The organism is Streptomyces sp. NPDC002671 (genome assembly GCF_053592475.1).
Genome location: NZ_JBSFVU010000018.1, coordinates 103641 through 118079, shown reverse-complemented (window position 1 = coordinate 118079; position 14439 = coordinate 103641). Strand labels below are relative to the sequence as shown.

Genomic DNA, 14439 nt, shown 5'->3' with positions numbered 1-14439 from the left:
ACGGGGGCTCATGCTGACGTGGTTCGAGGCCACGGTCTGCGGCGCGGGGGGAGGGCTGATCGTCGAGGCTGTCGTCACCTTCGGGCGGCTGCATGCCTGGCAGCAGGCGCGGCACGCGGCGAGAGCAGCGGCGGACCGGTTACCGCCCATCGGCGAGTTCGTCGATCCGCTCGCGGACTCGCTCGCCGCGCTCTTCCGCGTGGCGCTGGGAGGCGCTGCCGCGTGGCTGCTGCATGCCGAGGTCACCGGTGTGTACGCGGCCGTGACGGTGGGCGCCTCCGCGCCCGCGCTCCTTGCCCAGTTGGGCAGCGCGACCACCGTGGCCGGTGCCCTCCGCGGCGGGGACGGCGGAGAGCCGAGCGGCTCGACGTCCCCTGCTGATTCTCCTGGTTCTCCGGAGAGTCTCCCGGCCCGCGAGGAGACAGCTTCATGAGCGCCGGTTCGCTCGCCCAGCGCAGCTGGAGGTCGTTCCTCGGCAGGGGCCGGCCGCACCGCCGGCGAACAGTGGGACGCGGACGCGACGGATACACCTTGCGGCAACGGTTCTGGGCGTCGTTCATCGGCCGGGACCTGCCTCCCACGACCCTCGGCACGGTGCCGACGCCCGAGGCACCGGCCGGCTCCGCGAGGCCGTCGTCCCCGCAGAGCACCCGGAGCCAGGTGCCTGCAGGCCGACTCGAACCGGGGTGGTTCGCGCTGCCTCCGCTGGCGGGAGCCGGTGGTCTGACCGCTGCCGGAGGTGACGCCGTGATCCTCGAAGCGTCGTCCCCTGATGGCGGAGCCCGGTTCCTGCTGCGCAGTCAGGGGACCGTCCGGCCCGAGTACAGGCTGGAGTTGGTCCTGCACGGCGTCGATGCCGCCCGGCCGCTCGTGTCCTCGGTCCGGTACACAACGGCGAGCGGCAGTGAGCAGGTGCTGCTCGTGCCCGTGGTGCAGCGGCGGTTCGGACCTCCCGCCTCGTTGGTCCGACTCCCTGGTTTCACCGTCGGCCCGGCGTCCACGGAGTGGACGGCCCATGCTCCGGCTCCGGTGGCCTCGAGCACCGCCTGGGACGCCCAGACGGTTGCCGCCTCGGTTCGCGCGGCGCTCAACGAGGCAACCCGCGATGCCTGGCGGCAGGTGCGGGAACTCGTCAGTGACGAGCTGCGCAGGGCCATCGACGGTGAGCTGTCGTGACGACGTCGAGCGACCGGCGAGTCTCGTTGCCGGATCGGGCAGCGCTCGAGCGCGTGGTCGAGGGTGCGACGAGCCCGCAGGCCGTAGTGCAGGAGCTGCTCGGTGCACGACAGCTGTGGTGGCAGTACTGCAGCGAAGCAGTTCTCACCGATCCGTCCTGGTTGTCCGACGGCCGCGGCGAGGACCTTCGTGCCTGGCTCAACGACACGGTGCCGGGCCGCGCGACGGACTCGGTGACGACGGCTGACCACGCGTGGCTGCTGGGCAGAGCCCTGACCGCAGCCGAAGACCGGGACGGGGGACACGACCGGGGACGCGACGGGGCGCTGAACCTGTTGGCGGAGGCGTGGCAGCAGAGCAGGCTGGTCTCGGCGGACGCCGCGCCCGGGCCGGCGCAGCTGTCCGGCAAGGGCCTTGAAAGGCTTTCACCGCGCGTCGCGGGAGGACTCAAAGCCGTCATCGAGCGGATTGAGGCCCGTTGCGACACCACGGTCGAGCACCCGGAACGGACGGGTCCGACGAGCGTGCTGGTGCTCGCCGCGCTACTGATGGCAGGGGCAGAACCGCGCAGGCGGCCCGTCGTCAGCGTGCCGGTGGTGTTCGGGCGATCTGCCGGTCCGACCGGACAGGACACGGCGGAGGCGGAGGAAGGCGTCACCGGCGTTCTGGAACTGCGTGAATTCCCTGCGGGCCCCGCTGGGCTGTATCCCGATCCCCGGGCGATGGCGGGGGTGCGCAGCCCGAACGGGCAGTTCGCCGACTCGCTGGGCCACGCATGGAACGCGGTCGGCTCCCGGCGCGAGGGGCGCTGCGTGCTGTGGCGGCTCGTCGTATCCGACGATCCACTGCCTCCTGCGCAGATCGAGGACCCCTCCCTCGGCGCAGCCTTCGCGCTCGGCCTGCGCGACCTCTTGCGATACCCACCGTCGCGCCGGCCCAGCATGGCCTCGCTTCGCCGTGCTTTCTACGGGCTGCGACCGCGGACCGCAGTGACCGGCGCACTCGACGGAGGCGGGCGCCTCCTCCAGGTGAGCGACATGAACGCCAAGCTGCTGGCCGCACGCCGTAAGGGCTTACGGCTCGTGGCACCCGAAGCGAACCGGCTCGACGTCACCCAGGCGCCCGAGCCCGGCGAGGTGAAACTCGCCGCGACCCTGCGACAGGCCGACCGGTACGCCCGCAGATTCCGCACCGGCCGGCTGGCCATTGCCCTGGCCCTCGTGGCCACCGCCACCACCACCGCAGTGGTGGTGACGCAGCAGGATGCGGCAGCCACTCAGCGGTTGACCACCGCGCATCGACTCGCCGAGGTGTCGCTGAGCCTGCTCCCGAGCGACGTCACGCTTGCCGAGCTGTTCGCAGTGCAGGCATACCGCTACCACCCCGATCCGCTGACCCGCACCGCACTGTTCCAGAGCGTCACCGCCAGCCCTCATCTGGCGGGCAGCGTTCAGGCAGGCGGTCCGGTCTCCGCGCTCGCGAGTTCGACGGACGGACATATCGCGCTCGCCGGAACCCGGCAGGGCGAAGTGAGGCAATGGACGCTCACCGGGACGACGGCCGGCCGGGAGAGGCGACTCGGCCGACTGCCCGGATCCGTCACCTCCCTCGCGGCCGATACCGACGGTGGCACGGTCGCCGCGATCGACCACAACACGGTCCGGGTCTGGGCGACCGCGCGTCGGACCACGGCCCCGCAGACACCTGCCGGGCAGCACCCCACGGCAGTAGCGGTCTCACCGTCGGGACGCTTCATCGCCGTGACAACGACGACCGGGGTGTACGCCGCCCCGCCCACGCTGTGGGTGCTGGACCGGACCACGGGGAGCACCCGGCACCTCAAGCTCCACATGGACTCGGACGCCACGGCCCTCGCCTTCTCCGACGACGCGAACGTGATGGCCTTCGAGAGCGCCTACGGTTCCTGGCAGCGGACGTCCCTGCCGGCACTCGCCCGGACTGCCGGAAGCACCGTCAGCTTCGGTGTCACCTACCAGGCATCCGCCCTCGCCCCGGACGGCAGCTACTTCACCTACACCAACGGATCCCCGACACTGCCGATCTGGCCGTCCAAGGGCGCGCCCGACGTCGACAAGCCGGCCTTGCTGGCGCGGACCCAGGCCGGTCATCCGGCGACGGCGCTGGCGCTCAGCCGTGACGGCTCCTGGGCCGGCGAGGCCGTGGGCAGCACCATCTACGTGTCGCGGACCGCCGCATCGGGCCAGACACCTTCCGCACCCATCTCCCTTACCGGGGCCGGGACTGTCTCCCAGGGCGCTCTCGCCTTCCTGGGCAGGGACGGGACCAGGCTGCTCTCGGCCTCCGGCGACATGGTGAGTCTGTGGGATCTCGGGCAGTACTCCCGGGTCGCGACGGGAGTGGGAACGACGATCCCCACTTCGTGCAACGGCTGTGGGGGACCGCGTGTCGCCCTGTCCCCGAACGGCCGTTCCGGAGCGGTCATCGACGGCTTCGGGAACACGCTCACTCTCCTGGGGCTGGATCCACCCGGCGCCGGCGGGAAGTCCTTCTCGTCGAACGGGCAGCTGACGGGCGGCCAGGGCTATGCGTCCGTACTGTGGCAGGACGACAACAGCAGAGTCATCGTGATGTCCGCGCTGGACGGCAGTGCCAAGATCCTCTCCCCGTCCCAGGGGTTCCGGATCACGGGCACCTGGCCGCCGGCGCCGAACCCCCTCCAAATTCCCGACCCCGCCGCACTGTTGCAGTTCTCGCCGGACGGCCGGCAGGTGGCCGAGATGGACACCTCGGGCGCCATCCGCCTCCGGGACGCGGCAACCGGAAAGGCACTGCGTCAGCTGGACGGCCCGCGCGACATGGCTCCTACGGGCCGCAGTTCCCAAGTGCTCCCCCAGGGACGGGCGGCCCTGGACTCGACGGCCGGCCACGCGGCGGTGATCGACATGAGCTCCCCGGACCTCAAGAGCGACAAGGTGGTGGTCACCGACACCGCCACGGGCCGCTCGCGGCTGCTTCCTGGCGGAAACGCCCTGGGCGTCGCCTTCGCAGGGGACCGCCTGCTCGTCCAACGGGACAGTGGCGCCCTGGAGGTGTGGACCGCCTCGGGTGACCGGCGCCTCAGCACGCTCGAAGGGACACCTCACATGAGCGTGGGCCCGGCTGTCGGCGGACGCGTCATCGCCGAGAAACCGGACGACGACACCGTCCGGCTCATCGACCTCACGTCCGGCCATACCCTCGGCACTCTTCAGCTCCCGCCCGGCAGCAAAGCCAGGTCGACCGGTCTGGCCGTCTCAGCCGACGGCACCGAACTGGTCACGGCGACGGAGTCCTACGGGGACGTCTCCGGTGACACAGGCACCCTGATCGCCTGGAAGCTCGACCCGAACGCCTGGACACGCGCCGCCTGCACATCGGCCGGCCGGGACCTCACTCCAGCCGTCTGGAACCGGTACATGGGCTCCAGCCCCCCTTCGAACCTGCGCTGCCCCACATGAACGCAGCGCACTGATCGCCGTGCCCCGCAGACCACTCCGGCCACGACCAGATCGTGGACGGGAACCTCGCCCCCGGGATTGGACGCGCACACCATGCCGGAACACAGCGCTCGACTTCTCCGCCGCGCAAGGAACACAGGACAGCGGCGGTCCGCCTCCCGTCGGCCCGGCCTTCCCGGCCGGCACAGGCACAGCCGGATGCCCTTGCGCTCCGCGGCATGCGCCCTCGTATGCCTCATGCTCGCACTCACCGGCTGCACCGGCTCGCAACACCCTGCCGCCCCCAAGAAGAGCGGCACCGCCACCGCGGTGTCACGCTCGTCCCAGGCCGTCGAACTCCCCGGCAACTCCTGGCCGGTCAGACTCGCCATGGCGCCGGACGGCACAGTGTGGGTTGCGGAGACCTCCCTCGGCTTCCTCGCGTCCATCAGCACGAGCGGGCGCATCACCCAGCACCGCCTCGCCGATGCCTTGCACGCTCCCAGTCTCGATCCCAGTTACCTTGCGATCGCCTCCGACGGCTCCGTCTGGTTCACCTGCCCGCTCAATGTCGGACGAGTCGCGCCGGACGGGAGAGTCAGCCTCTTTGATCGACCCCCCGTCGTGTACGGCATCCCCGACGTCATCATCACAGGCACGAACGGCTCCATCTGGTACGGCAGCACCAGCTTCAGGGGCTCGCAGCTGATCCACATCACCTCCTCGCTCTCGGCCACCCGCGTCTCTGTGCCATCGGTCCAGAACCCACTGGGCATCACAGGACTGACGCAGGGCCCGGGCGGACGACTGTGGTTCACCGAGTCCTCCAACAGCAACGACCCCGACGAGGTTGGCTACGCGGACTCGAGCGGGCACACCAAGGTCTGGCCCTTGCCGACTGACGTCACGCCCGTCGGCGCAATTGTCCCCGGCCCCGATGGCGCGCTCTGGTTCGCGGAGACCAATGGCATCGGGCGGATCACACCCAACGGAGCCATCTCGTCCTACCGAACGCCGAAAGTGAAGAACGTATTGACCGTCATTGCCGGCCCCGACCACGCACTGTGGTTCACCACCCCCACGGACCTGGGACGGATCACCACGGCCGGTGTGATCACACTCTGGCCGGTTCCCGGAGCCAAGAAACTCACAGACCTCATCTACGACTCGCGCCACCACGGATTTCTCATCACCGATCCCGAGGCCGCAGTTCTGCGCTGGCTCCCGAAGCCTTAGCGGAACCCAGGGCCCGCAGGTAGCGGCCGGGTCGCGTTCGGGCCCTGCCGGGCCAGCTCACAGGCCAGGATCATCGAACTGGTCGAGAAGAAAGTCGACCGGTGCCGGGCCCGAGGCAGCGGATGCGTCGTGAAGAAGCTGCTCCGCCCAGATGACCTTGCCGCGGGTGGTGTACCGCGTCCCCCACCGCTGGGCGAACTGCGCCACCAGGAACAGCCCCCGCCCGCCTTCGTCGGTGGTCGCCGCGCGCCGCATACGCGGCGAGGTGCCGCTTCCGTCCGACACCTCGCAGATCAGAGAGCGTCCGTGCAGCAGCCGTACGTCGACCGGCGGCGAGCCGTACCGGATCGCGTTCGTGACCAACTCGCTGACGATCAGCTCCGTGGCGAATGCGATCTCCTCCAGCCCCCACTCCAGCAACGTCTCCCGGCAGCGCGCCCGCACCGAGGGAACCAGCGCCGGGTCCGGCGGCACGTCCCACATGGCCACACCCGAGGGCGGAAACTTCCGGGTGCGTGCCGTCAACAGCGCGATGTCGTCGGAGGAATGCGACGGCTTCAGCGCGTCGATCACCGCCTGGCACGTCTTCTCCGGCGTGCGGGCCTCGGACCCGTCCAGCGCCCGGCGCAGCCTTTCCAAGCCGACGTCGATGTCATGGGTGCCGTCCGTCACGAGGCCGTCGGTGTACAGCACCAGTTGTGAACCCTCCGGCAGGGACAGCTCCACGGTTTCGAAGGGGTAGCCGCCCAGGCCGAGCGGCGCCGAGGCCGGTACGCCAGGACAGGTGACCGTCCCGTCCGGGCGCACTACCACCGGCTCCGGGTGCCCCGCACGGGCCATCGTGCAGGTCTGCGCCACCGGGTCGTAGACCGCGTAGAGACAGGTCGCCCCGGTCACGCCTTCCCCCTCGTGGCCTTCCGTGGCGTCGCTCGTGTTCTCCTCGTTGTCCATGCGGACGACCAGGTCGTCCAGGTTCCCGAGCACCTCGTCCACGGGCAGGTCCAGGGTGGCGAAGTTGTGCACCGCGGTGCGTAGCCGGCCCATCGTCGCCGCCGCGTGCAGCCCGTGACCGACGACGTCACCCATGACCAGAGCCACTCGAGCGCCCGGAAGCGGGATCACGTCGAACCAGTCCCCGCCCACCCCCGCCTCCGCGGGCAGATACCGCCAGGCCACCTCCAGTGCGTCCTGCTCCGGCTGCCCCCTCGGTAGCAGGCTGCGCTGCAGCGTCACCGCCATCGCGTGCTCCCGGGTGAACCTCCTGGCATTGTCGATGGCCACCGCCGCCCGCGCGGCCAGTTCCTCCGCGAAGGTGAGATCCTCCGGCTCGAACGCCGGGGAATCCACTGTCCGGTAGAAGTTCGCCACACCCAGCGGTACGTTCCGCGCCTGCAGTGGCACGGCCACCAGCGAACGCAACCCGCACTCCAGGGCCTTCCTGGCGCGCTCCGGATCCTGTTCCCGCCAGCCATGTGCCTGCCGCAGGTCCGCCTCGAGCATGACCCGTCGCTCCTGCAGCGTCCGCATCTGCGGCGTTCCGCGCGAGAACGTGATCACTTCGCCCATCGGATACACCGGCATCATCTGCTGTTCGCCGCCGATCGCCGCCCGGCGCAGATGCCGCCAGCCCTCCGCCGTGGGCTCCCACCCGCGCAGCACCGCTTCGAGCAGATCCACCGTCACGAGGTCGGCGAACTGCGGCGCCGCCACGTCGGCGAGCTCCTGGGCCGTACGCTCCACATCCAGTGTGGTCCCGATCTCCACCCCGGCCTCGTACAGCAGCTTCAGCCGCTCCCGCGCGACCTCGGCCCGCCCCGAGACCGCCGCCAGCTCCGTGGTGTCGCGGAGGGTCACCACGCTGCCTCCCCGGTCGGCCTGCGGGTGCGTCGGCCGCTTGTTCATCGCCAGCAGCCGGTCTCCTGCGAGATGCACCTCATCGGTGATCGCCTCCGGCGACGACAGCAGACGCATGACCGGCTCCGGCAGTCCCAGCTCCCGCACCGGGCGCCCCCGCACGTCCGGCGGCAGTTCGAGCAGCCGTGTCGCCTCGTCGTTGGCCAGCAGCAGTCGTCCGTCGGCGCTGGTGATCAGCACTCCTTCCCGCACCGCGTGCAGGACCGCGTCGTGGTGCGCGTACTGCTGCGCCAGGTCCTCCGGTGCCAGGCCGTGCGTCTGCCGCCGTAGCCGCCGGGACACCAGCGTCGTGCCCGTCACGGCGAGCGCCAGCGCGGCAGCGCCGCTGGCCAGGATGATCGGTAGCTGTGCCATCCACAGTCCCGCCACGTTCCTGACCGTGATTCCGGCGGAGACCAGGCCGACCACCTTGCCGTGCGAGTCGGTCACCGGGACCACCGCCTGCACGTCCGTCCCCTTGCCCGCGGGCAGCGGCGGCCCACCGGCCTGCTCGACGACGGTATGCCCCTTCAGCGCCGGTGCGATGGTGCCGACGAACTTCTTCCCGATCTCCTGCGGGTAGGGATACGTATAACGAATCCCTTCCGTGTTCATGGCGACGACAAAATCCACGCCCGCGCGCTTCCGCGCCGTCTCGGCCTGAGGCTGGAGCACCGCTGTCGGATCCCGGCTCTGCAGCGCCTCGGCCACGCCAGGCGCACTCGCGAACGAGTGTGCCGCGACGACCGACTCCCTGCGCCCCTGTTGCACCGCGTCATTTGCCGCCTGGAGCACCGTGGCCCCCACCGCGGCCACGACCAGCAGCACCACGATCACGACCTGGAGAAGGAACACCTGACCGGCCGCACTGCGCGGGTCCAGCAGGGAAGCGCGACGTTCGGGCCGGCCTCCGACGGGCGGATGACGTTCCGGGCTCCGCGGACGCCCGGAAAATACTTCCATACACCCTTGATAACACCGGATCGGGCCCTTGAAGACGAGCCGGGTGGGCACACTCCGCTCACCAGCGGTCTTCGCACTGTGCCTGGCCACCTGTCGCTGGAGGTCACAGCCGTCCCTGGTCGTCAGGCGTCCCCGACGGTGGCAATGTGGAAGCTGTGAACGCCGGGCACGGCTTGGCTGATGTACGGCAGCTACGGCAGTCGAGCCACGCGCTGTTGGTGGTCCCGATCGTACTCATCGTGTTGATCACGGTGGTGGACCAATTGGTCCCGGGGGACGTCCATCTGGGACCGCTCCTGGTCATCGCCCCTGCGATCACCGCCTCGTTCGCCGGTCCCAGGCTGACTGGGCTGATCGGGTTCCTGGCTGTGGCGGCGCAGGCATACATCGGCTGGCACTTCGGCGTGCTGTTGTCGCGTAACGTGCTGGTCCAGATCCTCGCCCTGGCGGTGCTGTCAGCCCTGACCGTGTTCTTCTGCATGGTGCGCGAGCGACACCAGCGCCAGTTGGCCCAGCTGCGGTCGGTCGCGGAGGCCGCGCAGCACGGCCTGCTGTGGCCACTGCCGGAGCGTATGGGCTCACTGCGGATCGCCTGCCTGTACATGGCCGCCGAGGACGAGGCACAGATCGGCGGTGACCTGTACGCGGCCACCCGCATCACCGGCGGCGTACGCATCATGATCGGAGATGTGCGCGGCAAGGGCCTGTCCGCCATCGGCGAATCCGCCCTCCTGCTCGGAGCATTCCGTGAGGCCGCCCACCGGCACGCCACTCTCCCCGATCTGGCGGCCACTCTGGAGCAGAGCGTGACCCGCTATCTGGCCGACTTCGAGCCGCCCACAGAGGCCGGCGAACGCTTTGCCACCACCTTGCTCCTGGAACTCCCCGACGACGATCACATCATCCGGATGATCAGCTGCGGACACCCCCCTCCCTTGTTGCTCAGCCCCGGTAGCGACCTGACCGTCCCCAGCCTGCACCCCGCGCCGCCACTGGGGATCACAGAGACGGGACCGGATGGATACACCATCGACATGGCTCCCTTCGAGCCCGGCGACACCCTCCTGCTCTACACGGACGGCGTCATCGAGGCGCGCGACGCCGCCGGCCGCTTCTACCCCTTCGAGGCCCGGGCCGCCCAGTGGAACAAGAGCAGCCCCGAATCACTGCTCCACCACATCCAACGCGATCTGCTCGCGCACGTCCGCGGACGCCTCGACGACGACGCCGCGCTCGTCGCGGTCCATCGCGAGCCCGACATCCACCGCCGCCACCGCCACGGGCGCGTCGTCCACTCAAGCGGATTCGGTCACGCCTCCTGACCGGAGTGACAGGATCGGCTCCATGAGCACCGCGACGGACTGGGTGTACCGGGTGGACGAGCCGCACGGTTCCGAGGGCTGGCGTCCCTACGGCGACCATCCCGGGCGTTGGCGGGGGACCGTCACCACCGACGATCCGAACGAGGACGCCCAGTACGTCGCAGCCCTCGTCGTCACCGACCTGGTGACGGAGTGGGACCGCCGGGGTGCCGTCCAGAAGCACGTGCGCGTGATCATCTGGGCGGACGAGGAAGGCGCCGGCCCCGAGGACGCGGCCTTCACGGTTGAGATCCGGCCGGACATCGACGGAGAGTGACGCCTGGCGGCGCAGGTCCGGGCATGCCGCTCAGGATGGCACCGCCTTCTACTATCTGTGACACGGGTTTACGGAAAGTGAGACGGTCCTTCGGTGGCCCACGGTCGGTGGGCGGCCAAGCGGTGACCCGGCCGGGGGACTGTTGGGAAGACAGCTCCTCATGTCCTGTGCGGAGCCGTCTCGAAGCCGTGGGTGAGCAGGCGGACGGCCAGGCAGACCTCCCAGGCGAACACCAGGCCCAGGCCGGCCAGCGGCCGGGGCACCAGGCGGCCCCGGTGGACGGTCCAGGCCAGGACGAGGGTGTTGGCGCCCAGGACCACGTTGGGGCCGAGCAGGAAGGTCCAGTCGTCGACGGCGGTGAGGGCTGAGCGCGATCCCGGTCCCGCACACCGACGAGGCCGAGTTCGTGTTCGCCCTGGGCCTGCTCCTGGACGGCATCGAGCGCCTCCACCACCGAGGCTGGACCCCCTCTGCGCACTAGAGCCACAGGCGTGCCGACTGCTGCGTAGGGGCGTAGGTGTCCCGGTACGGTAGCGGCCGTCGGATAGGAAACGTAGAGCATCCGGTCGGGTCAACCGCGTGGCGTGAAGGACAGCGAGTGGACCACCGAGGTCAGAGCTCAGCGAGGAGAACTGAGGGAGCGTCAGGCCACGATGCCGGTGCCTTGGGCCGTGTACGGACCGCGGCGGAGGCAGCTTGTGCGGGCGGCCGGGCAGCCGTACTGTCCGATTCGGGGTGCTGTGCCAGGCCGCAGACGCATCGTGTCCGTGCCCGGCCTGTACGGCTCGAACTGTTCTCGTGGGGGGATCAGCCGTGAGTGGTGCACGTCGTCCGTGGGGAAGATCCGTACCGCCGCGCCGGGGGCAGGCCCGGCCGTTTGCCAAGGCGGCGGCGGTCGCCGCCGCCGTGCTGGCGGTCCTGCTCGCGCTGTGCGGACCGGCCGCAGCCGGCCCGGTCCGGCCCGGCGCAGCCGCCGCGGGAGCCGGGGACAGCATCGGCAGCGCCGGGGTGCTGACGGGCACCGTCACCGGCGCCCTGGTGAGCGGCTCGAACGACTGGTGGGTGGTCTACGCCGCCTCGCCGGGTGCCGCGGTGACCGTCACGGTGCGCAGCACCGCCGCCGCGAACGCCCCCTGCGCGGGCATCCAGGCCGTGCTCTACGACGCGGACGGCACCCGGGGCCAGCTCAACTCCACGGGCGGGATCAGCGCCGGCTCCGCCGCTCAGCTCGCCGGACGGCAACTCGGCGCGGACCGCTACTACGTGGCGGTGAACACGTGGGGCTGCACCTCGGTCGCCCCCTACAGCCTGGAGCTCACCGGTGGGGGAGGCCCGGCACTCGCCCCGCCCTCCCAGCACATCCAGGCCGGGAGCTCGATCGGCTCGGCCTGGCCCCCGCTGCTGGGCGGCAACTCCTACGGCGGCACCTTGAGCGGCAACGGCAGTGAGGACTGGTACGTCCTCTACAAGAAGGCCGACACCAGCCTGGCCACGCTGCGGGTGCAGAACACCACCGCCGACGCCACCATCGCCTGCGGCGGCATCACCGCCACCGTCTGGGGATCGACCGGCACCGGCAACCAGGTGCAGTCGGTGTCGCTGCCCGTCAACGGCGCGATCACCTTCACCCTGCCCGCGACCGAGGACGGCGACGCGCAGGGGCGGTACTTCGTGGAGCTGGTCCCCTGGGGCTGCAACTCCGGCGGCCAGACCTACACGGTGGAGCCGGAAGCTGCGGCGGAGTGGACTGCCCCGGCCGCGGTGCCGGGCGGCACGCCGGTGGCAGGCACCTCTATCGGCTACGCCTGGCCTCCGCTGCACGGCGGCACGCGCTACGGCGGCACGGTCGACGGGGCCGGCTCCGAGGACTGGCTGGTGCTCTACAAGAAGCAGGACTCCGCCACCGCGACGGTGCGGGTGCAGAACACCACGGTGGACGGCTCCGCCGCCTGCGGCGGCATCACCGCCACGCTGTGGGGGTCCGCGGGCACCAGGGACCAGATCCGGTCGGTGTCGCTGCCCGCCAACGCCACCACCACGTTCACCGTGCCCGGCAAGGAGGCCGGTGACGCGCAGGGGCGGTACTTCGTGGAGCTGGTTCCCTGGGGCTGCAACACCGGCGGCCAGACCTACACGGTGGAGGCCGAATCCGCCGCCGAGTGGGTCGTCCCGGCGCGGACACCCAACGCCGTGCCCCGTGCCGCCGGCAGCGCCTCCGATGCCTGGCCTCCGCTGCCGGGCGGTGTGGCCTCGGCGCAGCAACTGGCCTCCGGCAGCGGACAGGACTGGTACGTCCTCTACAAGCAGGCCGACGCCAGCACCGCGACGGTGCGGGTGCAGAACACCACCGTGAACGGCTCCCTGCCCTGCGGCGGCATCACCGCCACGCTGTGGGGGGCGACCGGCACCCAGCAGCTCAGCTCGGCCTCACTGTCCGCCAACAGCACCTACACCTTCGTCCTGCCCGGACAGGAGGTCGGCAGCAGCGTCGGCCGCTACTACGTGGAGATCACCCCGTGGGGCTGCAACAGCCTCGGCCAGGGCTACACCATCGAGCCGGAGACCGCGGGCGAATTCAACGCGGCCTCCCGGGCCCTGCCCGTCGGCCCGAGCCGTGCCGCGGCAGCGGGGCCGCTGGCGGGCGGCACCAACTACACCGCCACGCTGAGTTCGGCGACGGCCCAGCAATGGGCCTACTTCCACGCCAACGGCGCGGGTTCGCTGCTGGTCCAGAACACCACCACCGGCACCGGCAGCTGCCGGACTCTGCACGTGGCGCTGGCCCAGACCGGCCACGCCACACTGACCGCCGCCCCGGCGCCCGGGACGGTGGCCGCGCTGTCCGTCCACGCCGCGGGCGACTACGCCGTGGAGCTGACCACCGGCGGCTGCACGGCCTCGCCCGCCATCGGGGCGCTGCTGGAGCTGTCCGGCAGCATTCGCGGCCCGGTGCTGACCCTCTCCCCGACCACGCTCAAGACGGCGGCGCTGAACAAGAGTTACAGCACCGCGGTCAAGGCGTCCGGCGGCAAGGCCCCGTACACGTACACCGCCGCCACCGCCCTGCCGCCCGGCCTCACCCTGAACCGCACGACGGGAGCGATCACCGGCAAGCCGACCAAGGCCGGCAGCTACACCTTCATGCTCGCCGTGGCCGACTCCACCAGCCCCACCCATGCCACGCTCACGGTGAAGATCTCCCTCAAGGTCGCCTGACCATGGCAGGGAAAGGGGTGTGGGTAGGACGGGGTAGCCGACCGCAGGCGCCACCGATAGCGTCACCGCATGGACCAGGATGAACGGCTGCTTCATGCCTCGTCGTTCGGCGCAGCGGCGGTCGCATACGCCGAGCACCGTCCGGACTACGCGCAGGCCGCGGTGCGCTGGGCGCTCGAACCCGCACCCGGCCCGCGCGTGCTCGACCTCGGCGCCGGAACCGGCAAGCTGACCGCCGCGCTGGTCGCGCTGGGTGCCGAAGTCATTGCGGTCGAGCCCGACCCGGCGATGCTGAGCGAGCTGCGCCGCTCGCTGCCGGCCGTCCGTGCCCTGTCGGGTAGTGCCGAGGCGATACCGCTGCCGGACGCTTCCGTCGATGCCGTGCTGGCCGGCAACGCCATGCATTGGTTCGACATGGCCGTCGCGGGACCCGAGATCGCCAGGGTCCTGGCACCCGGCGGCATTCTGGCCGGGCTGTGGAACGTCATGGACGACCAGGCCGAGTGGGTTGCCGGGCTCGCGCGGGTCAGCGGGAGCGCGGCCATCGGCCCGCGTGACACGCCCACCAGCTGGCGTACCGAGACGGCCGGCATGCACCTTCCGAAGACTGGTGTGGCCGCCCGGTTCGGCTCGCCGGAGCAGGCCGAGTTCCCGCACGGGCAGCGCCGCACCGCCGACTCTCTCGTCGCGACCATCGCGACGCGCGCGGGGGTGCTGGTCATGCCGGAAGAGGAACGGGAGACCACGCTGGGCCGGATCCGTGCATTCCTCGCGAGCAGACCGGAGACCGCCCGCGGCGAGTTCACTCTCCCCATGCTGACCGGCGTGCTGCGCGTCCGGCGGCTGTGAAGCATCACGT

The 14439-nt window shown here is 70.8% G+C and carries 10 protein-coding genes; 8 read left to right on the top strand and 2 right to left on the bottom strand.

Annotated features, from left to right (window positions below):
- Positions 1 to 10 precede the first annotated feature (10 nt).
- The 4 genes from ACWD35_RS26815 to ACWD35_RS26800 all read left to right on the top strand — a co-directional run bounded on the left by ACWD35_RS26815 (position 11) and on the right by ACWD35_RS26800 (position 5870).
- Entirely contained in the window at positions 11 to 433 is a 423-nt protein-coding gene (locus ACWD35_RS26815) for a hypothetical protein (protein ID WP_451353838.1), read from the top strand.
- The gene (locus tag ACWD35_RS26810; protein WP_451353837.1) at positions 430 to 1176 is read left to right on the top strand and encodes a hypothetical protein; all 747 of its coding nucleotides are present in this window, start codon (positions 430 to 432) and stop codon (positions 1174 to 1176) included. The genes ACWD35_RS26815 and ACWD35_RS26810 overlap by 4 nt, the downstream gene beginning before the upstream one ends.
- A complete protein-coding gene (locus ACWD35_RS26805; protein WP_451353836.1) occupies positions 1173 to 4655 on the top strand; it encodes a WD40 repeat domain-containing protein in 3483 nt (1160 codons plus the stop codon). The genes ACWD35_RS26810 and ACWD35_RS26805 overlap by 4 nt, the downstream gene beginning before the upstream one ends.
- Before the next feature lie 369 nt (positions 4656 to 5024).
- On the top strand, positions 5025 to 5870 hold the full coding sequence (locus ACWD35_RS26800) for a Vgb family protein (RefSeq protein ID WP_451353835.1): 846 nt from the start codon (positions 5025 to 5027) through the stop codon (positions 5868 to 5870).
- A 57-nt stretch (positions 5871 to 5927) separates the two neighbouring features.
- Here the strand turns inward: ACWD35_RS26800 and ACWD35_RS26795 are convergent, their stop codons facing one another.
- Positions 5928 to 8726, bottom strand: a complete 2799-nt coding sequence (locus tag ACWD35_RS26795; RefSeq protein WP_451353932.1) for a SpoIIE family protein phosphatase — start codon at positions 8724 to 8726, stop codon at positions 5928 to 5930.
- Between the two features lie 146 nt (positions 8727 to 8872).
- Between ACWD35_RS26795 and ACWD35_RS26790 the strand changes: the two genes are divergently transcribed.
- Both ACWD35_RS26790 and ACWD35_RS26785 read left to right on the top strand, forming a co-directional pair.
- A complete protein-coding gene (locus ACWD35_RS26790; protein ID WP_451353834.1) occupies positions 8873 to 10048 on the top strand; it encodes a PP2C family protein-serine/threonine phosphatase in 1176 nt (391 codons plus the stop codon).
- 22 nt (positions 10049 to 10070) lie between these two features.
- Positions 10071 to 10364, top strand: a complete 294-nt coding sequence (locus ACWD35_RS26785) for a hypothetical protein (protein WP_451353833.1) — start codon at positions 10071 to 10073, stop codon at positions 10362 to 10364.
- A gap of 158 nt (positions 10365 to 10522) precedes the next feature.
- Here ACWD35_RS26785 and ACWD35_RS26780 read toward each other — a convergent pair whose 3' ends face one another.
- Positions 10523 to 10939, bottom strand: coding sequence for a DUF4386 family protein (locus tag ACWD35_RS26780; RefSeq protein WP_451353832.1), 417 nt, complete (start codon positions 10937 to 10939; stop codon positions 10523 to 10525).
- A 238-nt stretch (positions 10940 to 11177) separates the two neighbouring features.
- Here ACWD35_RS26780 and ACWD35_RS26775 point away from each other — a divergent pair, with 238 nt between their 5' ends.
- Both ACWD35_RS26775 and ACWD35_RS26770 read left to right on the top strand, forming a co-directional pair.
- Positions 11178 to 13580, top strand: coding sequence for an Ig domain-containing protein (locus tag ACWD35_RS26775; protein ID WP_451353831.1), 2403 nt, complete (start codon positions 11178 to 11180; stop codon positions 13578 to 13580).
- Between the two features lie 69 nt (positions 13581 to 13649).
- Positions 13650 to 14429 (top strand): class I SAM-dependent methyltransferase, encoded by a 780-nt coding sequence (locus ACWD35_RS26770; protein WP_451353830.1) that lies wholly within the window; start codon positions 13650 to 13652, stop codon positions 14427 to 14429.
- The last annotated feature ends 10 nt before the right edge of the window (positions 14430 to 14439 follow it).

Coding starts and splice junctions, on each gene's coding strand:
- ACWD35_RS26800 (WP_451353835.1), top strand. CDS start 5,025: ATGGCGCCGGACGGCACAGTGTGGGTTGCGGAGACCTCCCTCGGCTTC.
- ACWD35_RS26810 (WP_451353837.1), top strand. CDS start 430: ATGAGCGCCGGTTCGCTCGCCCAGCGCAGCTGGAGGTCGTTCCTCGGC.
- ACWD35_RS26785 (WP_451353833.1), top strand. CDS start 10,071: ATGAGCACCGCGACGGACTGGGTGTACCGGGTGGACGAGCCGCACGGT.
- ACWD35_RS26795 (WP_451353932.1), bottom strand. CDS start 8,726: ATGGAAGTATTTTCCGGGCGTCCGCGGAGCCCGGAACGTCATCCGCCC.
- ACWD35_RS26770 (WP_451353830.1), top strand. CDS start 13,650: ATGGACCAGGATGAACGGCTGCTTCATGCCTCGTCGTTCGGCGCAGCG.
- ACWD35_RS26815 (WP_451353838.1), top strand. CDS start 11: ATGCTGACGTGGTTCGAGGCCACGGTCTGCGGCGCGGGGGGAGGGCTG.